17 protein-coding genes and 1 other annotated feature are annotated in these 21,011 nt (G+C 43.8%); of the genes, 9 read left to right on the top strand and 8 right to left on the bottom strand.

Features of this window, described 5'->3' with window-relative positions; translation table 11 throughout:
• Positions 1-196: 196 nt before the first annotated feature.
• The 3 genes from A2W93_01280 to A2W93_01290 all read left to right on the top strand — a co-directional run bounded on the left by A2W93_01280 (position 197) and on the right by A2W93_01290 (position 3,511).
• Positions 197-619: an Rrf2 family transcriptional regulator gene (locus A2W93_01280; GenBank protein OFY55710.1), complete on the top strand. Its 423-nt coding sequence runs from the start codon at positions 197-199 to the stop codon at positions 617-619.
• Between the two features lie 9 nt (positions 620-628).
• Positions 629-1,270 (top strand): endonuclease III, encoded by a 642-nt coding sequence (locus A2W93_01285; protein OFY55711.1) that lies wholly within the window; start codon positions 629-631, stop codon positions 1,268-1,270.
• A gap of 381 nt (positions 1,271-1,651) precedes the next feature.
• A complete protein-coding gene (locus tag A2W93_01290; protein ID OFY55712.1) occupies positions 1,652-3,511 on the top strand; it encodes a hypothetical protein in 1,860 nt (619 codons plus the stop codon).
• A gap of 35 nt (positions 3,512-3,546) precedes the next feature.
• Here the strand turns inward: A2W93_01290 and A2W93_01295 are convergent, their stop codons facing one another.
• From A2W93_01295 to A2W93_01310, 4 genes are read right to left on the bottom strand one after another with little or no spacing between them, the layout of a single operon-like run.
• Complete coding sequence (locus A2W93_01295; GenBank protein ID OFY55713.1) at positions 3,547-4,605, bottom strand: hypothetical protein; 1,059 nt, start codon at positions 4,603-4,605, stop codon at positions 3,547-3,549.
• A complete protein-coding gene (locus tag A2W93_01300; protein OFY55714.1) occupies positions 4,598-6,475 on the bottom strand; it encodes a hypothetical protein in 1,878 nt (625 codons plus the stop codon). Before A2W93_01300 ends, A2W93_01295 begins: the two co-directional genes overlap by 8 nt.
• Before the next feature lie 32 nt (positions 6,476-6,507).
• Positions 6,508-7,476, bottom strand: coding sequence for a hypothetical protein (locus A2W93_01305; GenBank protein ID OFY55715.1), 969 nt, complete (start codon positions 7,474-7,476; stop codon positions 6,508-6,510).
• The gene (locus A2W93_01310; protein OFY55716.1) at positions 7,473-8,219 is read right to left on the bottom strand and encodes a hypothetical protein; all 747 of its coding nucleotides are present in this window, start codon (positions 8,217-8,219) and stop codon (positions 7,473-7,475) included. Before A2W93_01310 ends, A2W93_01305 begins: the two co-directional genes overlap by 4 nt.
• A 53-nt stretch (positions 8,220-8,272) precedes the next feature.
• Positions 8,273-8,476: a binding site (cobalamin riboswitch), on the bottom strand.
• A 257-nt stretch (positions 8,477-8,733) separates the two neighbouring features.
• Between A2W93_01310 and A2W93_01315 the strand changes: the two genes are divergently transcribed.
• Positions 8,734-8,940 (top strand): hypothetical protein, encoded by a 207-nt coding sequence (locus tag A2W93_01315; protein OFY55717.1) that lies wholly within the window; start codon positions 8,734-8,736, stop codon positions 8,938-8,940.
• On the opposite strand, the gene A2W93_01320 is transcribed toward A2W93_01315, so the two are convergent.
• The 4 genes from A2W93_01320 to A2W93_01335 form a co-directional block, all read right to left on the bottom strand.
• On the bottom strand, positions 8,937-10,220 hold the full coding sequence (locus A2W93_01320) for a hypothetical protein (GenBank protein OFY55718.1): 1,284 nt from the start codon (positions 10,218-10,220) through the stop codon (positions 8,937-8,939). The genes A2W93_01315 and A2W93_01320 overlap by 4 nt on opposite strands.
• Positions 10,217-11,416 carry an L-serine ammonia-lyase gene (locus tag A2W93_01325; protein OFY55863.1) on the bottom strand — a complete coding sequence of 400 codons (1,200 nt, stop codon included), beginning with the start codon at positions 11,414-11,416 and terminating at the stop codon, positions 10,217-10,219. Before A2W93_01325 ends, A2W93_01320 begins: the two co-directional genes overlap by 4 nt.
• 17 nt (positions 11,417-11,433) lie before the next feature.
• Positions 11,434-12,126: a hypothetical protein gene (locus A2W93_01330; GenBank protein ID OFY55864.1), complete on the bottom strand. Its 693-nt coding sequence runs from the start codon at positions 12,124-12,126 to the stop codon at positions 11,434-11,436.
• Between the two features lie 149 nt (positions 12,127-12,275).
• A complete protein-coding gene (locus A2W93_01335; GenBank protein OFY55719.1) occupies positions 12,276-16,520 on the bottom strand; it encodes a hypothetical protein in 4,245 nt (1,414 codons plus the stop codon).
• Between the two features lie 168 nt (positions 16,521-16,688).
• On the opposite strand from A2W93_01335, the gene A2W93_01340 reads away from it, so the two are divergent.
• The 5 genes from A2W93_01340 to A2W93_01360 all read left to right on the top strand — a co-directional run bounded on the left by A2W93_01340 (position 16,689) and on the right by A2W93_01360 (position 20,836).
• Positions 16,689-17,969 carry a hypothetical protein gene (locus A2W93_01340; protein OFY55720.1) on the top strand — a complete coding sequence of 427 codons (1,281 nt, stop codon included), beginning with the start codon at positions 16,689-16,691 and terminating at the stop codon, positions 17,967-17,969.
• A gap of 2 nt (positions 17,970-17,971) precedes the next feature.
• Positions 17,972-18,316 carry a hypothetical protein gene (locus A2W93_01345; GenBank protein OFY55721.1) on the top strand — a complete coding sequence of 115 codons (345 nt, stop codon included), beginning with the start codon at positions 17,972-17,974 and terminating at the stop codon, positions 18,314-18,316.
• Positions 18,317-18,319: 3 nt separating this feature from the next.
• Positions 18,320-19,828, top strand: coding sequence for a hypothetical protein (locus A2W93_01350; GenBank protein OFY55722.1), 1,509 nt, complete (start codon positions 18,320-18,322; stop codon positions 19,826-19,828).
• Positions 19,829-19,919: 91 nt separating this feature from the next.
• Positions 19,920-20,120 carry a hypothetical protein gene (locus tag A2W93_01355; protein OFY55723.1) on the top strand — a complete coding sequence of 67 codons (201 nt, stop codon included), beginning with the start codon at positions 19,920-19,922 and terminating at the stop codon, positions 20,118-20,120.
• 32 nt (positions 20,121-20,152) lie between these two features.
• A complete protein-coding gene (locus tag A2W93_01360; protein OFY55724.1) occupies positions 20,153-20,836 on the top strand; it encodes a hypothetical protein in 684 nt (227 codons plus the stop codon).
• Positions 20,837-21,011 lie beyond the last annotated feature (175 nt).

A 21,011-nucleotide genomic window follows, 5' to 3' on the forward strand; every position in this document is an offset into this window, starting at 1 on the left:
CTTGTCTAATTTTTCACAAATATACTGGTTTTTAAAGAAATAATCGTATTGTACAACTTAACATGCTACCATTATACCGCAACTTTGATTAATGTTTACCGCATTTCAATAAGGTTCTACCTGAAAATCACAGATGTGAGATTGTGATTCAAAATATTTAAGTATTTTTGTACCGATTTTACCTAAATGCTTGAAAATGTCAAAACCAATTCAATTGTCCGAAGCTGCTTCTATTGGGATTCATGCACTGGTGCTGATTTCAAATAGCGAAGGACATTTTATGAATGTAAATGTGATTGCGGAAAAAACAGGTGCCAGCAAAAATCATATTGCAAAAGTGATGCAGACGTTGGTGCGGGCGGGTTTCGTAAGCTCGGTACGCGGCCCTGCCGGAGGTTTTACACTGGCCGTTGACCCTACAGAAATCACTCTGCTTGATATTTATGAAGCCATTGAAGGAAAAATTTCCATCAAAGCCTGCCCCTTTGACAAGCCTGTATGCCCTTTCGACAAATGTTTGATGGGCGGTATATTTCATCAGGTGACAGACGAATTGGTAAAATATCTTAAAGCAAACACGCTGAAAGATATGGAACATCTAAGGAAAAATAATCCGTGATTTAATATCATGACACGCAAGCAGCGACTCTCGAAAATCATTGATATATTTCAGCAAACCAACCCGATTCCGAAAACCGAGCTGAATTATAAAAACCCGTATGAGCTGATTGTTGCCGTGATTCTGAGCGCTCAATGCACCGATGTGCGGGTGAATAAAATCACTCCTGATTTTTACAAAACATTTCCCACTGCCAAAACATTGGCTGCGGCTACGGAGACAGCGATTTTCGAAAAAATAAAATCCTGCTCTTATCCCAACAACAAAGCCCGCAATCTGAAGGGAATGGCAATGATGCTGACTTCAACATTTAAAGGCAAATTACCAACCGATCCTGAAGAAATGCAGCAATTGCCGGGTGTAGGCCGCAAAACGGCGCACGTACTGGCTTCCGTGTTGTTCAATCAGAATGTCATTGCTGTCGATACGCATGTGCAACGGGTGAGTGTACGTCTGGGACTGGCTCCGGGAGCCACTACCCCACTGGCAGTCGAAAAAGCGCTCGTAGCCATTGCTCCAGAAGAAGTGCTCCACGATCTGCACCACTGGCTCATTTTGCACGGTCGCTATGTTTGCAAAGCCCGCAAGCCACTGTGCGGAAGCTGTGCTATTTTTGAGTATTGCGGCTATAAGCTTCGCGTAACTTTGTAATTCTAAGATACTCCCGAAACTTTTGTCAGGATATATCCTTACATTTTATTTTGTTTTGTCAGGATATATCCTGACATAAATTTGCTTTTGTAAACTTATAGGTTGACATTTTGAAATGTTTTGTCAACATATATGCTGACATTTCTATACGTTTTGAACAACATTTTGCTGCTACAAACTGCGCGAAGTTTAAACTTTGTGGAGCGACCCTACTCCCGAAAAACAACATACCCCGGCACAACGCCAGCATTGAATGTTTAAAACAATTTGCCCATGTAATCTGTTTTGCGAATTAAACACTGCGTTGTCGAATAAATTTCATTCAGTGACCGGTAACTTTGGTTATAATTAATTTATATCTTTGAATTAAATCCTTCAGTTATGAAATTCTTTAACCGAATTCTGTATTTGACCACAACCCTTGCATTGTTTTCGTGTTCCAATGGTGATTTCACTTATACCGAAACAAGAAAAATGAGTGCTGATGATCCTTTTCAAAACACAATCGCTCCAAGTCAGTTCTTTGAAATCGACAATCGCCGCGATACAGTGCTTGAAGGCGAGCAGGGAACAATTATGATTCTTCCCAAAGGTTGTTTTGTCAATTCAGAAGGAGAGCCGGTTTCAGGAAATATTCGGATTGAACTTGCAGAAGCATATTCTCCTGACGACATGCTTGGATCAAATCTCACAACTACATCCGATGGCAATCCGCTGATTACCGACGGAATGATATTCTTCAACGCCACTGTAAGCGGCAAACAATTGGGCATCAGGAATGAAAATCCAGTGCATATTGAAATGCCTACACCCGACAAAAAACCAGGTATGATGGTTTATGAAGGAGTGCGCGATGATAGCGGAAAGGTGAACTGGGTTAAACCCAAAGCGCCGGATAATTTCATGAAAACTGTCGACATTTTTTCGCTCGATTTCCTTCCGGAAGGCTTTCAGCGACAAGCAGAATCAATGATGGATTTCAGGGATTTTTCTAAGGTTACAACAGGATACTTCTACCATGTGTATTTTAATTTATCTGATGAAGATGGAAGTACTATTTTTTGGGATATAATAAAGAAGAGGTTCGCTATTTCCACTATTGATGTAGAAAGTAATGAAAAAGTTTTTGATCAACAAGGAAGCAATATCACTAACAATAACATTGGACAAAAAGATACCACACTAGAACAGGTTGATACCTGCGCAAAAGATACTCCAGCAACTCGGGAATGTGGAATCGATCCTTCAAGAATCAAGGCCATCCGGAACAAACACTACCAGAACACACTTATTGCGACCAAAGAATTTGAGACAAGACTCAAAACAATTTTCAAAACATGTGACAACGAGATTCTTGATATTTATGTTGAAAATTTAAATAAAAACATGTATGAACTTGATAGTCTGGCTATGGAGAAGTGTATCAGAAAAGGTTATACAGAACAAATTGCCGTTTTCCGATCGTATTTCGGACAAAGGCTCACAAAAGTGAAATCAGCCGATAAGTACGCGAAGATGCTTAATGGATATTACTCTGATCAGTTGAAAAAAATCAAGGCTGAACTGAAAATAAAGAAACAGAAGGTTATTGAAGCAATGAAAAAGGAAAACGAAAATTCACAAAAGATCGTAGCTGATTACCAGAAACTTCTTAGCAAAAGGGAGAAACAAAGGATGGAAACATATGGTTTTAATCTGACAAAAACAGGATGGATAAACATCGACAATGGGACAGAGCCTAAAGAATGGAATACTGAATACCTGAAAGTGATTGTGAAAAATGGAAAAGAATTTGACAGAACATATGCCTATGTTTGGTTTTCCACCATGGGGAGCCTTTCGCGTTTGAATACACAAGATCAGGAAATTTTCCATGCAGGCAATTTCGGCGAAAACACTATGCTTATGCCCAGCAATAAGCAATCCACCTTCATTTCAATTGGCTACAAAGGCGAAAATCCTTCTCTTTTTATCAGAACTTTCGAGACAGGAAAGGACACCATGTTCTATGTTGTTTTGCAACCAACCACGCCTGATGAATTAAAGAAAGTCCTGAGCCCTTTCGACGGCAATTCAAGAGAAAACAGCATTGTCAAAGATCTCGAATTCATGCAAAAGTTCTTTGAAGAAAAAAAGGAAATTAACATGAAAATAGAGAAGGAAATGAGATTGCTAAGCTTGTGGAACATTGCTTTTCCATGCTGTGCAATAGACTTGAAATCTCTCCAATATTATTATTGATTATTGCTGTTTGTTGAACATTTTATCAAGCACCTTCACTCCCGAAACACAATATACCCCGGCACAACGCCAGCATTAAATGTCTGCAATAAATTGCCCGATGCAGAATAATGCAGCACACGACCCGAATGCACATAATCGCCGGCATCGCTCGCCCAGAGCGAATTGTCGGTTGGGTTAACAGCGAGACGATAGAATGTATTTCCAGAAGATTGTATCCATGCAGTTGTAGGCACCGAAGTAGCGCTGACAGCCATTTTATAAATATGCTGATTGATGAAATAAACACTGTCGCGCGCAGCATTCATCACCAGCGACGAGGGATAACCGGACGAAGATGCAAATGGAATGTTTCGAATAATTGAATGCGAAAGCGGATCAATGACAACAAGTTTTGCCATTTCTGCATGATCATAGCCGCCGCTGCACAATACCCAGATGAATCCATTCACATCAACACCCATGCTGTTCGGCTCTACACCAATGATGACAGAATCTTCAAGCTGCATGGATATTGAGTCGATGACAAGCAAAGCGTTATTGGTTTGTGTTGAAACCAGTTTCGACCAATGCGTGGCCCACAGCTTTCCCGCATGTAGCAAAAGGTTTTCGACAGGACGTTCAGTGTAAATACTGTCCGAGAGAATTCCCTGCTCCGCATCAATTACATAAATATATGGTTTGTACAAGGAAGAGACAAACAATCTGTTTCCGCTACCAGCGCAGATTTCGCGAGGCGATGCAATTCCGTCAATTGTTTTAACCACTTCGAAATCATCGTTGATTATATACACTTTTGCGGAGTTGTTGACAGTAAGAAAAATATTGTCACCGCTCAAAGCCGCATGAAAAGGGATATCTCCGGGAGGAAAGCCATTCACTGAACGGAAAATTTCATTACTGATGGTGCCGTTGCTGAAATCAATCCATGAAACATCGCCTCCGCCTGAATTGAAGAGCCCTTCGTTAATAACGAATGCGCCGTTGTGAAACGCTGAAGGCGTGTCGCCCGATGTGTTCACTTCACCGAATTCATCATTGGTGCATGAATACAGCGCCAAAGCGAGAAATAATATTGGCAGCCACCTATTCATTCCACTTCCATTTAATTGTGATGTAAAAATTTCTTCGCGGCATGGGATACCAGGCAATGTACTGATAATCGGCATTCATAATATTGTTGAGACGCGCAGAAAGCACCAGCTGATTGGTCCCGATTTTTTTTGAAACAGAGAAAAACACATCATGAAGAAAAATCTCCGGCATGTAACGATCATTGTCGCTGCTCGAAAATCGTTTTCCGGTATAATGAAACTCATATCCCCCGCTCCATAAGCCATGTTTGAACAACAGCATTGAATTCATTGTTTTGTCCGGAACATAAAGAAGCGTTTTTATTTCATCGCTGCTCAGATCCTCCGCAAACACGCGGGCCAGATTCAGAGAGCCATTCAGCGAATTTTTGTTCCATGAATATTCAACTGCAGCCGTCGCCTCGCAGCCATATTGCCTTGATTCAGCTACGTTGGCTGCATGCCATTGCGATGAGACTGAATCAGGTGTCCAGCGAATAAGATCTGTTGTCATCGAATAAAAAGGCATAAGCTTCAGGCTCCATTCAAAACCATTCTTGTTTGCTGATTTCATGTCGATTGTCATATCCGCCATCCACGCATCTTCGGGCTTCAAGTCAGGGTTTCCGCCTGGCACCCAGTACAAATCGTTCATGGTCGGCATGCGCATATTGCGCGCAAATCCAGCATAAATGTTCAGCCATTTCCACCACATGGACTTTTTGCCCGGCATAAAACTGAATGATGCTCCCGGCAGCGCAAATACATTATTGAAATTTCGGGTGATGATATGCGTCCACAAATTCACTTTAAAACTTTCAAATCGATTCAGATTATATTTCAGTTTCAGCCGCTGATCAGTATGAATTACTGGTTTAGAGAAATTTTCTGATGTCACCCGATACAATTCGGGATAATACTCGAAATTGAATTCATGTCCGGCTCCTGCACGCAAATATGCGTTCCATCGGGTGGCAAAAGATTGTGTTGCAGTTCCGTCGCTGATGGACAATTGTTTGTTTCTGTATAAAAATGTATCGGCGCTGAAAAAGAAACGCATCTGTAATCCCGCATCATCAGCTGAAATCAGCGGAACAAATCCACTTACTCTGACAAATCTGTTTTCCTGACTTTCATTGTCTGGAAGCTGCGGACTCAGCAATTGAGCAGGTGTTTCATTAAATTGTGAGCCCGTCCACAATGACAATCTGAAATCCCCCTTTTTCATTGGAATCGACAAACTGCTTTTGACCGACATATTGTAATAGGAAGCTGCAACACGATTCTGTAACGGCCAATCAAGCGCTGTTGCACCTTCCGTATTGTTATGGAAGGAATAATTATTGACTGAGTTCAGTCCGGATAACTCAAATGAAACGCGGGCCTTTTTAATTCTATAATCTGAAAAGAAAGATGCAGCGCCCGTTCCAAAACTTCCGCCAGAAAAAATAATTCTTCGGTGCAACATACTGTCGCGAAAAAAAACATCATCGACATAAATATACGAAGACAGTCCACCCGAAAAATCGGAGGCAGCCTGCGTTCCCGACACAATACCAAAATGCATGTTGTCGTTGGCCTGCATGCCGCCCAATGCCGGCTGCCCCAGCGTAAGTTGATTCAAAGCAAATCCGTCCCATACCAACAACGTTTGCGAAGCCCCGAAACCACGATGCGAAATGGTTGCTACGCCGCCCGGAGAGTACGTTTTAAAAAACATCGGGGTGTATCGTGCCAGCACATTTTCAACCGAAAGATTTTCGTCGGCTGGAATCAGTTTATCCGAAACCGTAAGCATGAAAATCGAATCATCGGAAGGGGCCGCAATGTCAACTGGTTTCAGCCAAATGGTATCATGGCTTTCCTGAGCGCCCGCAAAGACAGGTGCCATCAGTAACAAAAATCCTATGACCCAATAATATTTCATCGATGCATGATCACAATTTTGGCCAAGTGGCCCGATGTCGTTTTCAGAAAATAAATGCCTGAGTCAAGTCCCGACACATCTATGTAGTTTTCAGACCCTCTGCATTCCCTCACCAATAGGCCGCTGCATGAATATATAAAAACTTTTTCCGTTTCCTCCAGCTCAATATAGATAATGTCATTGGCGGGATTCGGATACACGGAAATAGTTTTCTGAAATTCGTTAACGACAGTATTACTGCGGTTATTGATAACGCCTACTGCGTCCAGATCAAAGCCGCAAGACTCAAAAGGAGTCGGAAACGGATCATTGATAATTCTGCCCTCGCAGTCGCGCGAAGCATATACAGGGTCAATACTACCAACAACATCAATCAAACGGACCACGGTAATGGAATCTTTACGAAGTAAAGCAGTATCGGGAGCATCCGCAATATCGAAAGGAGTTCCGAACAGAGCTCTGTACTTTCCCGCCAGATTGTGAATCTTTGTTGGATCAGTAATACCAAAGCCACCTGTCTGAGATGCAGTATCCGAAAACGAATATGCGGGAATACGAAAAAAATGGTTGCCATCCGAGCTCACTTCGACAAACGCCAGCTCAAGAAATGTGTCGGTAAGCGGGTTTTCGAAGACTGCAAAATCAAATCCTGAACCATCAGACAAAGGTATATTGAAAAACACTTTAGCTGTGCCGGCGTCACCAAGGCTGACAACCACATTATCGGCAATTCCAGCAACAGCTGATTCAGAGCCATAAGAGGCGTGATTTAAAGACAGAGCAGTTGCAGTTGTATCAGAAATATTCACAAACCCGCGCACAATGCTGCACCCCGACGCCCAGTCGATAAAACATGCGCTATCGGAAGGAATAGCCGTGGAACCCACCTGGCCTGCTGCAGGCGGATACTGCGCGAATGCAGAGGCACTCAATAAAATTAAAAAAGAAAAAATTGATGATTTCATTCCTTTATAATAAGCTCTCCATGCAGAACTTTATTTTCTCTGTAAAACAGAGCATAATAAAAACCTTTGGCGGCGTCTCTCAAATTGTATTCTGTTGTGTTTTCGGAAATTTGAAATTCGCGGATTAGTTTTCCATTGATATCGAAAACCCGCATTTGATCGAAATTTCCATAGTTATTAATGGTGAAATTATTCTGCACGGGATTGGGGTAAATAATAGTATTGAAAACCCTGATATCGGCAAAACCATTTACAGGGCTGGCTGCAACAGGCGCCCCGGGTTTATAGAGCGGATTAGTGAAAGTCGAATCCCATGGCGTGTATGACATGCCGAACCACATGGAGTCTGACAGGATCTCACTTCCACCAAAGTTCATCACCCAATTTGCTGAATCGCCGTCACCGGTAAATGTGGCGAAATAATCGGGGTTGCCCCCTATTCCGGCATGGGTGAGATAATGGATGTCGCTTACAAAGCCTGACATAACAACCATGCTAAGCGCATTATCGACCGAATCGATATCAGCAATCATGTCTTCAGCGGTAACCGATGTTCCATCGAAACGATAGCCCCAGGCAAAGCTTTGAGGATTTGTGCCATCGTTGAAATCTACAACAAGCACCGCTGATTTAGAGCCTGATCCGACCCAGAAAGTGATGTCGTCCATTGAAAATTGAGCAAATGCAGAAAAAGGCACAGCTATAGCCAGCCACAGCAGCGAACTGATAAAAAAATGTTTCATAATGTGAAAACATTAGACAATTAAACAAACTCCATGACCCTTACGCCCGAAAGATTCATGAAAAAACGCCTGGCAGGTCTTCTGACTTGTCCCGGCGCGGTGCCTTCCCGTTCCTTGCGTATCGGAACAGTGGCAGGGGAATTACCGCGCCCTTTTTCAGGACTTACAGCAGCGGGTACTGTCCGGGATTTTCACCCGGTTCCCTCTTAGCATCGTTGGCAATTCGCCGCCGATGAACCAAACTCAATGCAAAGTAAAATAAAAAAGACGAGACCCGGGATTGGAAAATGGCAAAGAAATCAACAGACCTGTTGAAAACTAATTTATTTTTGTAATACTTTGTTTTACTGATATATACAATATACAACCCGATGTTTTTTACAAAATTTCACATTTCACTGTATCAAATCAAAGGTTTTTACGTAAAAAAACATGTTTGATTTGCACATGTTAAAAAAAAAGTATAGTTTTACGCAAATTTTCATGGATAATGAAAAGATTCTTTAGTAAATATATGCTTCTGCTCATCGTTTTCGTAGGAACGATGGCAATCAGTTCTTGTAATTCAACTCAGTTCAAGAATTACAAACGTTACGTGAAGCGTAAAAATTCAGCGCTTGGATATAAAAGTCATTATCAGAAAAAACTGAGGCGTAACACTATGCCCATCAACCGGAATTACATCATCCGGAACAAGCGAACTACTCCAAGCTGGCGCTAGTATTTTACGGAAAAAATCATTACTGAATTTCCCCCTCCCACTCCGGTCCTGCCTTGCGAGGTAACTATAAGTTTTTTGCCATCTTCTGAAACAGCAAGTCCCACCGGGAATGAATCTGCTTTTATGGTAGCTACAACCTTCATGGTTCTGTAATCGGTCACAGAAATTTTACTTTCATTATTGATGGCCGCGTAAATGAAATTCCCATCCGGCGAAACATCAATGGTTCTGACCCCGACACCGACAAATGCATCTTTCCATGCAGAATAAGTCGACTTTTTTTTCACCATAAAAGCAATCAGTGAATCCACGGGTGCCTTTTGTACAAAGCCTGGTTTGGTGCAGGAAACCAACAGGTCGTTCTTGAAAATAGTCAAATGCCTTACGTTGGATTTCATTCCCCACAAAGTACCCATATAGCTCATTTTCTCCATGTCGAAAAAGGCAATTCCGCCACCGCCCATGCGGCCTACAAGCAAATATTTACTATCCGGTGAAAACACTGTACCCCGCAAACAAAAGCCACATTCCGAATCACGGTTAACCGGGGTGTTCCCTGTTCCTTCCAGCGATAATTTATAATCAACTACAAAATGTTTTACGTAGTGAAAATCATTTGGATTGGATGATGAAATATCAATTAGTCCAATGGTGTTATCGCCCCAATGCGTAACAGCCAAATATTTACCGTCGGGCGATGCTGCAACCATTTTAGGCAATGGACCGGTTGGCATCACCCTGATAATGGAATCGCAATCCGTATCGATAATAGCGACAGCAGATGGTTGTATTGCATTCTGATCGAACGATCTGCGATAATATGTTACCCATAAATATTTTTTATCGTGTGTAAAGCATGATTCAACTGGTTTGCCGCTGAAAGAATTCACCTCGCCCTTGTAAGAAAATGAATACCCAAGTACCGTGTTTTCGTGGAACAGCGCAGAATCTTTTTTAGTAAAGCTGTGTGGGATGACTTTCAGCATTTTTAGCGAATCAAGGCTGAATACAAGCGTTTCACAACCTTCAAGACTATGGATGTAGAATTTGTTTTTTGAATCAAGGATATTGACTGATTTAGGACTATCGATGTGTTTGTTTACGAAATCGCTGTCGGAAACAGGTGTGTCGTTATAGTTTTGTATTCGTGCTATCAGACTGAGTTTTACAGGGGCATTTGCGGGTTCCGATGATTTTCCGATTGGAATTTGCATGACCGGTTGTGCATCGCAGAATGCAATAGCCGCAATCAGTATTGCAACAAAAACAAACAATTTCATTTTTTCTTTCTTTTACTGATAACATCGGCGAGTCCGCCTGTTGAAGTCTCTCTGTACTTTTGCCCCATGTCGAGCCCTGTTTGTTTCATGGTTTGAACAATTTCGTCAAACGAAATACGATGTCTGCCATCAGACAGGATGGCAAAAGTAGAGGCGTCGAGCGCGCGTGCAGCGCCAAAGGCATTTCGCTCGATACATGGGATCTGTACCAGTCCCATCACCGGATCACAGGTAAGTCCAAGATGATGTTCCATGCCCATTTCTGCAGCATATTCCACTTCTGTAATGGTACCTCCGAATATCTGTGTTGCTGCAGCTGCAGCCATGGCACAGGCAGTACCTACTTCGCCCTGACATCCGACCATGGCTCCGCTTATACTGGCATTGTGTTTCACAAGATTTCCGACCAGCCCTGCAGTGGCAAGTGCGCGAATGATGCGCTGTTCAGAAGCATCGTTGTATTTATGCAGCAAATAAAGCACAGCCGGAACAATGCCGCATGAGCCACATGTCGGCGCGGTGACCACTCGTCCACCTCCGGCATTTTCTTCAGCAACGGCCAACGCGTACGTATAGACCAATCCGCGACGCATCACAGCTGGATTGAATCCTTGTGATTTTGCATAGTAGCTTGCCGCTTTACGGGCCAATTTCAATGGACCAGGCAAAACCCCTTCATGCTCAATTCCGCTCTGGACGGCGCTTTTCATCACAGTCCAAACTTCTGCAAGATAGTCAAGAACAGACTCACCTTCGCATTGCACGACGTATTCCCAGAGTTGAGTGCCATTGTCATCGCACCATTTCATTATGTCGTGCATGGTGTGAAGCGGATACAAATGGGTTTCCTTATCCTTTCCCGGATGTTCAGTTATCTGGCCTCCGCCAATGCTGAAAATTTTTAGTTTCTGTGTTATATTTCCACTCGAATCCAGTGCTTCGAAAATCATCCCGTTTGGATGTTCAGGCAATGATTCGTCTGAATGCCAGACAAACTGCACCTCGGAAGGATACATGATCCCGGCGATAGCAATGTCTGTAAGGTGGCCTTTCCCGGTCAGAGCAAGACTTCCGTATAAATGCACCCGATATTTTTCTGCACCTGGGGCAGACTTTAAAAATAATTCGGCAGCACGTGAGGGCCCCATTGTGTGGCTACTCGACGGTCCAAAGCCGATTCTAAATATTTCTCTGATGGACTCCATGTTTTATCTTACTCCATTGTTTCAAATTCGACAGATCTGAGATTGCCGGGAGCGAAAACTTCGGAAATCTGATTACACATTATTTCAGAATCGGCATGCATGACAATTTGAACCTGAAAGTGCATTTTCGTAAACTGCTTCTCAAAATCTTTTTCAATATTTATGGTCAAAATCCGCACCTGGTGCCTTTTTAGAATAGCTACAACATCTTCTTTCCGATTGTCAACTCCTGTATATTTTACTGTCACAACTTTATACAGACTTTCGCGAAAAACATTTTTCTCCAGAAAATCAATGAGAATAAGAACCAATAAAATTATGATGACGGCAATGAGTGCTGCAAAATAAAAGCCGGCGCCAATGGCCAGTCCGATTGCTGATGCTACCCAAATTGTTGTTGCTGTTGTCAGGCCCTTTACATTAACACCCATGCGAATAATGGCTCCGGCACCCAGAAAACCGATGCCTGAAACAACCTGCGCTGCAATGCGGCCCGGATCGTAATTCTTGTCAGCTCCAAAAACCTGGGGCATATAAATGGAAATAAGCATGACCAGCGTCGATCCGACAGCGATCAAAATGTGAGGGCGCAAACTGAGAACCTGCTTATGCCGGCCGCGCTCAATGCCGATTATGAGACCTGCTGCAAAACTAAGAAACAACCGGAGAATAACATCCCAGGTGTCGATCTGCGGGTTCATTTCCTGAAGAAAAAGATTGTCCATAGTTCAGTATAATTTGCAAACCTAATGAATTTGGTTGAAATGAATTTCAATTGTATCCCCTTCATTCTACTAAAAAAAATTCCGGCCCATTAGGACCGGAATTTTTTATGAATTTTAAAAGGACTTTACTGAATAACAACAGAGCTAATCTGCAGGCCGAGTTCGGACACGATCTGCAATGAATAAACACCTGCTGACATCTGCGTTACAGGAATCGTCAGAATATTGCCGGCAGTTGTATTTTTTACTGACTGCGAGCTTACCAGGCGACCGGTAGCATCGTAAAGATTGATCACCAGATTGTTGTATTCCGAAGCAAATGCAATGTTAATGCTTTCGCTGGCAGGATTGGGGTATACATTACCAATCAGAAGTTCAGAAGTTTCAATTCCTGAGCAATCTTCAACAGTAATTACGATATCATTGCTGCCAGTGCAGGTGAAAGAATTCGTCACTGTTGCCGTTATCGTATGGTTACCTACTCCAAGTACAGAACCATCAGCGGTGAATGTCTGCGTTGCAGCTCCACCGGTCCAGGAATAGCTTGAGAAGCCAGCGCCGGCATCGAGTATCGTTGATTCATCGTTGCAAATAGTTTGGTCTGGTCCAAGGTCAACAACAGGCAAAGCCGCAGTCGTAACGGCCAATGTCTGAACGGTTCCTGTACCGCATGCATTCGAAGGGGTAACAGTGATGTTTCCGGTCTGCGATCCAACCGTTGTTGTTACACTGCTTGTATTACCACCTGCAGTCTGGCTCCATCCCGTGGGGAAGCCCCATGTGTAGGTAACTCCAGCAACATTTGTAACAGAATAAACCTGTGAAGCGCCAATACATGGATTAACGGCTCCTGAAATAGCTGTAGGCTGAGCAGGTATGGTTGAAACAATGACAGAAAGACCACCTGCAGTACCCACTCCACATGAGTTGGATGGAATAACCGAAGCATTACCGGTTTGTGTTCCCGTAGTGACGGTAATTGAAGAAGTTCCCTGTCCTGCAGTAATAGTCCAGTCACCTGGAACACTCCAGTTATAGGTTTCACCAGCAACAGCGGTGACAGAATATGATACAGAAGTTCCCTGACATGGGGCAGCAGGACCGGTAACAACCGGCTGTGCGGGAACAACTGATGGTGTGAGAGCCAGCGTTTGCGGAGTTCCATTTCCACAAGTATTGGAAGGTGTTACGGTAACATTTCCAGCTGTTGATGAAGCAGTCACAGTTACACTATTTGTGTTCTGACCTGCTGTAATTACCCAACCTGCCGGGAATGCCCAGGTGTAGGTAACACTGGCTTCATTTATTACAGAGTATATCTGAGAAGTGCCGTCACAAGGACTAGCTACCCCTGTGATTACCGAAGGCTGAGCTACAATTGGCTCGGGGGTAACGCCCAATGTCTGAGCTGTTCCATTTCCGCATCCGGTCGATGGGGTAACCGTAGCAGTGCCGGCCGTTGCTGATGGAGTAACAGTTACAGAGCTTGTTCCTTGTCCAGCTGTTATTAACCAACCAGCAGGGAAAGCCCAGGTGTAGGTAACACCAGGCACAGTGGTAACTAAATACGTTTGCGAATTCTGGCAAGGTGTATTATCACCGGTAATGGCCGAAGGTTGCGAAGGAAGAACTGAAGAAGTGACAGTTATTGTTTGTGGCGTACCGTTTCCACAAGAATTGGACGGTGTTACTTGTACTGTGCCACTTAAAGCGCCAACAGTGACCGTTAATGAATTGGTGCCCTGGCCGGCTGTGATAGCCCAGTCTGCGGGCGTTGTCCATGTATATACTACTCCAGCAACTGGAGTCACTGAATAATACTCAGTTGTAGTCTGGCATGGTCCAATCTGTCCGGTAATAACTGAAGGCTGAGCCGGGACAGAAGTGATTACAATATCGACTGTATTGGCTGTTCCAATAATTGAAGGAGTTGAAGCCACTACACGGATTCGGTATGCTGAACCCGCTGTTGTCCCCAATGGAATGGTAGCACTAATAGTTCCTGAAGTGGTACTGGTTAATGTACCTATACTAACGGGGCTTGCGAAGCTACCCCCAGCATCTGAAAGCTGTGCAGTGAAAACATTTCCGGCTGTAAATGATCCTGTAATGGTAAACGGGACACTCACAGCAGCACCTGCACACAAAGGACTGCCTGCAATGGTTCCTGTTGCAATAGTTCCTGCAGCAACACCCGTTACATTAATGTCATCTATGGCAATGCCGTAGCCATAATTTTCGGTTGCTTCAAATGCTATATAATAATCCGAAGATAAGTTGGGCAAAGGGATAGTGGCTTGAGTCCAGACTGAAATGTTGGTATTGTATGTATTCAATAAAGTCCAGGTACCACCTAATGAAGTCTTATAATACACTTTCAGCTCATCCTGATCTGGGCTCCATAATTTATTCACATACCAAAAGGTCAATGTTGATGAGGAAAAACCAGATAAATCAATCTGAGGCGTAATGAGTTTTGTTATGTTATCAGTTCCGTAAGCTCCTTCATAGAAAGTTGCGTCAAAGGAGCCGCCATGAGCTGTTGCGGTATTCCCACTGCCGTTTCCGGCCATGTATTGCCAACTTAAAGCGCCTGTAACAAAAGCCTCGGTCCAGCACGTGGGGATAGTACCACCCTCAAAACCTTCAGTCCAGGGGAAAGTGTTGATAACCCCATTCGATAAAGTAAAAGTGCTTGTCGCAGTATCGTTTGCAACATTAGCATCGGTGCCACCGTTTGGTGCAGAAGTCCATGCCTTGATTGTATGTGCGCCGTAGGTTGAAGTGACCGTTGGGAATGTAATGTTTGTGGAAATATTTGTTGCCAAAGTACCAGTCCATGGTTGAGATACAGGAGTTCCTCCATCGATTTGGTAATAAATGGTGGCCCCTATCAAGGTTGTGGAACCGGCATTGCGCAATGTAACTGATGGGGTTATTGATGTTGTCCCGCATGAGGACCCCGTAGGCGAAACAATTGCTGAAACCTGCGCGTCGAGCGCGAAAGCAGGTGTATTGGGATTGTATCCATCCAACGTAATAGGTGCGGTACCCATAGGATCGAGCCAGTTGCTAAGACGTGTAGCGCTTGTTCCGCCACCAGTCCAAGAAACGCTTAAACGTCCATACCAGTCGCTGGTTGTATTTCCGCAGGCCGCATAACCGCCATGCAGCTGTCCGACGATTCGATGATTGGAATCAAATAACGGAGATCCCGATGATCCGCCTTCTGTGGTAGTTCCATCAGCCCATGAGGTTACCCTGAAATGGGAACCATCTCCCGGGATGGGGGTTTGAAGGTAAGTAGTCGTGGTCAATGCAATTGTTGTCCATGATATTTTTTTAATGTCGGCACTCGGATGATGAATGCCAAAAGAAGTTCCAGAAATACTTGCATCGGTAGCGCGGTTCCAGCCGGCATAAAACACGTCGTATGAAGCCGGAGGTACTGAATTCATCTGCACCAGACAGAAATCGCTGGCTGCATTTCTGGCTTTCAAAACCGAACCGGATACCTGATCATAAGCAGGAGAAGTTCCGGGGTTAGAACAAGTTGCACTTTGCCAGTTGAAATAAAACACCCAGCTGGTCGGGTCGGAGTAGCAATGGTCTGCAGTAAGAATATAAGGAGTTCCGTCGTTGGCTGTATTGTTTACCAGCGAACCGGTACAAAAACCGGAACCACCGGAAACCAGCATACATACAGAGTTTATTTCATTCTCCCAGCCAACACCACCTGGACAAGCTACATTCACATTGCATGTTCCAGATGAACCAAATGATTTGGTAAAATCCTTTATACCCCTGTATCCGTGAGTAACCCGATAGAGGTGCACTTCGCCGGGAAATGCAACTGTCGCAGGCTCGAAATACTCGACTGTGATTAAATCACCTTTAACAAGAGCTGTGGCAAATATGCCGTCTGCCTGATTGTTTTGAGCGGTAAATGAACCTAAAACCTCTTGCTGATCGCTGCTATAAACAAAAAGTTCAGCTCCGGCAGGAAGATTATAATGGTCGAAAGTCAGGTTGATTGACACCGCTTCCGGCGAATAGATTGAAACACGGTAAATTTTATCGCCGTTTGGCATTTGTATCATGTTGCCATCGGATTTCACATCAATGTCAACGTACATGTTTTCGCCAAAACGCCATGGGCGTTCCTTTAGCGGGTCATTAACGGCATCATCGGCTCTCAGGGAGTCCACATTAACTTCGATCATCTGAAAGACCGGAACAGTGGCATTCGCTTTGATTTCCTGTTTCAGATCGAAAGATCTGGGCGAGCCGCCATGGCTGATTTGTGCATATACGGGGAAAGCCCATATAATAATCAACAGAATTGAAAAAAGTGTAATTCTATTTTTCATATTTGGTGGTTTTTTTCGGTGGCTAAAATACAAATTTTTAAACATGCAACCACGGAATTAAAAATGAAATGCAAAATCATTTTTTCCGGAGTTTTACCCAGAATTAAAGTCGAAAACATTTCCCGGATTAGGAATAATTTGCATCTTTGTAAAAAAATCCCCCCTTTCATGACTCAGCAACATTCATCAAAAAGTCAGGTATTCGCACTTGTAATAGTCGGAGTGCTTTTCTTTATTTTTGGGTTCGTAACCTGGCTCAACGGCACATTAATCCCATTTTTAAAAATTGCATGCGAGCTTACAACTCAACAGGCATTTTTCGTAGCAACTGCATTTTATTTCGCCTATTTCGTAATGGCCATTCCCGTTTCATTTGTTCTGAAATATACCGGCTTTGTCAACTCAATGTCGATGGGCCTCATTGTAATGATGCTCGGCAGTCTGCTTTTTATTCCTGCAGCATATTCCAGAGAATACTGGGTGTTTCTGGTTGCCCTTTTCATTCAGGGGACAGGGCTCACATTGCTGCAGACCGCTGTCAATCCGTATGTAGCATTACTTGGGCCGGTTGAGAGTGCTGCGAAGCGCATCAGTATAATGGGAGTGGCAAACAAACTTGCAGGTGCTTTCAGCGGTATAATTCTGGGTTCAATTCTCCTCGCCAAATCGGACAGTGAAATAAAAACCGACCTTTCATTTCTTGATGCGGCTCAGAAAGCCCTCTATCTGGATGATCTTTCTCAAAAAGTAGTTGGACCTTATCTTTTGATGGCTGGCGTATTGCTCTTGCTGGCTATGATGGTTCGTTTTGCACGCCTTCCCGAAATTTCCAGCGACGAGCCGGCTGCACGGTTTTCGGCTAAAGGAATTCCAACGTATGCGTGGTTAGGGGTTGTGGCCCTCTTTTTCTATGTCGGTGCGGAGGTTGTTGTTGGTGACAGCGTAATCCTATATGGCCGCTACCTCAATCCTGATCCATCGTTTATCAATATTTTCGGTTTCGATATCAATATTTTGAATCCGAGCTACTTTACCTCATATGTGATGGCCGGAATGATTATCGGGTATTTCATAGGGATTGCATTGATTCCTAAAGTGATTAGTCAACAAAAAGCATTGCAACTTTTTTCAATAAGTGCGTTAATTTTCACCACCTGCGCTTTGCTGAGTAATGGCATTGCATCGTTATTTTTCATTGCACTCCTGGGAGTTTCAAATTCTGTAATGTGGCCCGCAATCTGGCCTCTGGCGATTGAAAAAACCGGCAACAAAATGCCCATCATTTCAGCCCTTCTTATTATGGGAATCATTGGCGGAGCCATAATGAGTCCGGTGTTTGGCTGGCTTGCCGATCTCTGGAATATGCACCAGGCATACGTGCTTCTGATTCCCTGCTATTTCTTCGTGCTTTTCTTTGCTACAAAAGGTCATAAAATCAACAAACAATAACTATGGAAAATCAAACTCCTTACGACTCACCCTTTCTGAAGCCCGAAGCCCCCAATGCATCATCAGCTCAGCTTATGGGAATTCTCTCAATTGTGTTTACTTTCTTTTTTACAATCGCCGGACTGGTTCTCGGTATTGTGGCCATTGTTCAGGCCCGTAAAGCGGAAGAAGCTTTCAATGCCAATCCCGGCATGTTCAACCCCTATTCGTTAAACAAAGCGAAAACCGGGAAAACATGCGGCATTATTGGAGTTGTGCTGAGTGGCCTCATTATTATCGCGGCCATCATTCTTGTTGTTGTACTCATTTCTGTTTTTGCAAACTACGGAACGCATCGCTGTTACTAAGTCATGATTAAAATTCTTGACATTGAACAGATCCGCGAAGCAGACCAGTACACCATTAAAAATGAACCGGTAACTTCAGATGCACTGATGGAGCGCGCTGCCGGATTATGTTTCGAGTGGATCAGAGGTGCTCTGCCTGACACAAAGCAGACTTTTACCGTATTTGCCGGTCCCGGAAACAATGGCGGTGACGGGCTTGTAATCGCGCGCATGCTCCACGACAGTGGCTATTCGGTTGATGTTTTTCTTGTTCCGTTTTCAGACAAGCTCAGCCCTGATTGCAAGCGGAATCTGGATAGATTCAAAAAGAAACGGAAAGTAAATATTATTGAGAAAGCCGACGAGTTTCCTTCGCTTTCTGAAGACTGTATAATTATCGATGCATTGCTGGGATCAGGGATCAGTCGCGCGCCGGAAGGGCTTGTTCAAAGTGTCATTGAAAAAATAGACGCTGCTAAAAACACGGTAATTGCCATTGATCTACCTTCGGGACTACTGGCCGATGATAGTTCACTCAGTCATTCGAAAAAAATTATCAAAGCCGACATTACTCTTACCATTGGTGCGCCAAAGCTTGCGCTGTTAATGCCTGAAAACGGCATTTACTGCGGCGAATGGCATCTTGTTCCCATAGGCCTGCATGAAGATTTTCTGAATAACTCGAAGGCAAAACATTTCTATCTTTGCCCTGAAGATTTCGAAGGAACCATTCCTGCAAGAAAAACTTTTTCGCATAAAGGGACTTATGGTCACGCTTTGATTATGGCTGGCAGCAAAGGAAAAACCGGTGCGGCTGTACTGGCTGTACGCGCATGTCTTCGCTCTGGGTGCGGATTAACAACAATTCATTGTCCGTCGGATTCACTCAACATCCTTCAGATCGCGGCTCCGGAAGCCATGTCTTCTATTGATAAAAACCCGGAGTGCCTATCAGAAATTCCGGATCTTTCACCATTTTCATCAATTGCTTTCGGCCCTGGATGCGGTCAGGAAAAAGCGACTGCTGCTGCGCTGAAAATGCTCATTCAGGAATCTAAAGTGCCGCTTGTCGTAGATGCCGACGGATTGAACATACTTGCAGCCAATAAAACCTGGTTGGCATTTTTACCTGAAAACACAATACTGACGCCCCATCCGGGTGAATTCGGACGACTATTCGGAGAAAGTAAAAATGATTTCGAGCGATTGCAGAAAGCCATTGATATGGCAGTAAAATTCAAAAGTGTGATTGTTCTGAAAGGTGCATTCACAGCCATAATTTCATCGAAAGGGCAGGCATTTTTCAATTGCACGGGTAACCCAGGCATGGCCAAAGGAGGTTCGGGTGATGTGCTAACGGGATTGATAGGAGGTTTGCTTGCACGTGGAATCCCTGCACTGCAGGCGGCTTTAACAGGGGTTTACCTTCATGGGCTGGCCGGTGATTTTGCAGCCAAAGATCTTACACAGGAAGCCATGCATGCCGGAGACCTGATAGAATATTTGCATCAGGCATGGGCGCAGATTGCCTAAGATTTGGTCTAAGAAACGGTTAAATTTCTGGGAATACAGGCGTTTTTGGAAAATCCGATGTACCTTTACTGACCAATTAAAATAAATCAAAATGAAAAAACTACTTTTAATCACAGGGCTTGCTCTCGCTCTCGCATCATGCGGTGGCAAAAGCGACAAAGCTATGACTCCGGAGGAAGAAACCCAGTTTGCAACAGAAGAAGTAAAAGCCATTGATTCATCAGTGACTACTGTTGTAGACAGTGTTAGTGCCAAAGAGGCCAAGGTAAATGAATTACTCAAAGGAATTTAAAAAAGGAAACCATGAAAAAACTATTTTCATTCATGCTTGCCGTTGCATTTGCAACCATTTCAATCGCTGTAATGGCGCAGGGAAACGGTAAAGGCCAAGGCAATGGCCAGGATAAGAAAAACACCAATACTCAGCAAGTGAGCCACGGAAACCAGCAGCAGCAGGGTCAGGGCGACAAGCAGGGCAACTCAGAGAGCGTAAACCAGAACGAGAAAGGCAATCCTGATCGCGGTAATGTTGACAAAGGCAAGCCTGAGGATAAAAACAAGCCTGAAAAAGCTGAAAAACCAGACGCAGTAAAAGAAAATCCAGGTCAGGGTAACGGACACGCGTATGGTCGCAACAAAGGTGAAATGACCGGACGTGAATTCGGACAGATGCGTTCGGAAGAAGCAAAAAATAAGGTGAAGACAAAACTTGACGAGTCGGAAAAAGTGATAACCGAACAGCAGAGCCGCGTTGATGTTATGCATCAGAATGTTGATCAGGCACGTAAAAACAACGAGCAGAAACTCAGCGAAGGTAAAATTACACGCAAAGAATACGATGCAAACAATGCACGCATTGACGAAGCTGAGCAAATCACCATCGAAGCCGAACAACAGGTGAAAGAAGAACAGACCCGCATCAACAATGCTAAAGAAGACCTGAATAAGCCGGTATCTAACGAAAAAACTGAAACCGAAACCAACACTTCAGCTCCAAAGCGCAATTAATATTGCATTAGCGAATATTCAGAACCCTGGCTGCGGCCGGGGTTTTTTGTTATAGCTCCGCTATGCGAAGCATATGCTTCACATAGCTTGCCTATTCGCAACAAAACGCGACCGCTCGTGGAAATTGTGCCCGCCTGACACTTTGATGGCTCAAAAAAAACTATTTTTGCATCGT

Source organism: Bacteroidetes bacterium GWF2_43_63, assembly GCA_001769275.1.
GTDB lineage: Bacteria > Bacteroidota > Bacteroidia > Bacteroidales > DTU049 > GWF2-43-63.

Coding starts and splice junctions, on each gene's coding strand:
- A2W93_01280 (OFY55710.1), top strand. CDS start 197: ATGTCAAAACCAATTCAATTGTCCGAAGCTGCTTCTATTGGGATTCAT.
- A2W93_01285 (OFY55711.1), top strand. CDS start 629: ATGACACGCAAGCAGCGACTCTCGAAAATCATTGATATATTTCAGCAA.
- A2W93_01290 (OFY55712.1), top strand. CDS start 1,652: ATGAAATTCTTTAACCGAATTCTGTATTTGACCACAACCCTTGCATTG.
- A2W93_01295 (OFY55713.1), bottom strand. CDS start 4,605: ATGAATAGGTGGCTGCCAATATTATTTCTCGCTTTGGCGCTGTATTCA.
- A2W93_01300 (OFY55714.1), bottom strand. CDS start 6,475: ATGGCACCTGTCTTTGCGGGCGCTCAGGAAAGCCATGATACCATTTGG.
- A2W93_01305 (OFY55715.1), bottom strand. CDS start 7,476: ATGAAATCATCAATTTTTTCTTTTTTAATTTTATTGAGTGCCTCTGCA.
- A2W93_01310 (OFY55716.1), bottom strand. CDS start 8,219: ATGAAACATTTTTTTATCAGTTCGCTGCTGTGGCTGGCTATAGCTGTG.
- A2W93_01315 (OFY55717.1), top strand. CDS start 8,734: ATGCTTCTGCTCATCGTTTTCGTAGGAACGATGGCAATCAGTTCTTGT.
- A2W93_01320 (OFY55718.1), bottom strand. CDS start 10,220: ATGAAATTGTTTGTTTTTGTTGCAATACTGATTGCGGCTATTGCATTC.
- A2W93_01330 (OFY55864.1), bottom strand. CDS start 12,126: ATGAACCCGCAGATCGACACCTGGGATGTTATTCTCCGGTTGTTTCTT.
- A2W93_01335 (OFY55719.1), bottom strand. CDS start 16,520: ATGAAAAATAGAATTACACTTTTTTCAATTCTGTTGATTATTATATGG.
- A2W93_01340 (OFY55720.1), top strand. CDS start 16,689: ATGACTCAGCAACATTCATCAAAAAGTCAGGTATTCGCACTTGTAATA.
- A2W93_01345 (OFY55721.1), top strand. CDS start 17,972: ATGGAAAATCAAACTCCTTACGACTCACCCTTTCTGAAGCCCGAAGCC.
- A2W93_01350 (OFY55722.1), top strand. CDS start 18,320: ATGATTAAAATTCTTGACATTGAACAGATCCGCGAAGCAGACCAGTAC.
- A2W93_01355 (OFY55723.1), top strand. CDS start 19,920: ATGAAAAAACTACTTTTAATCACAGGGCTTGCTCTCGCTCTCGCATCA.
- A2W93_01360 (OFY55724.1), top strand. CDS start 20,153: ATGCTTGCCGTTGCATTTGCAACCATTTCAATCGCTGTAATGGCGCAG.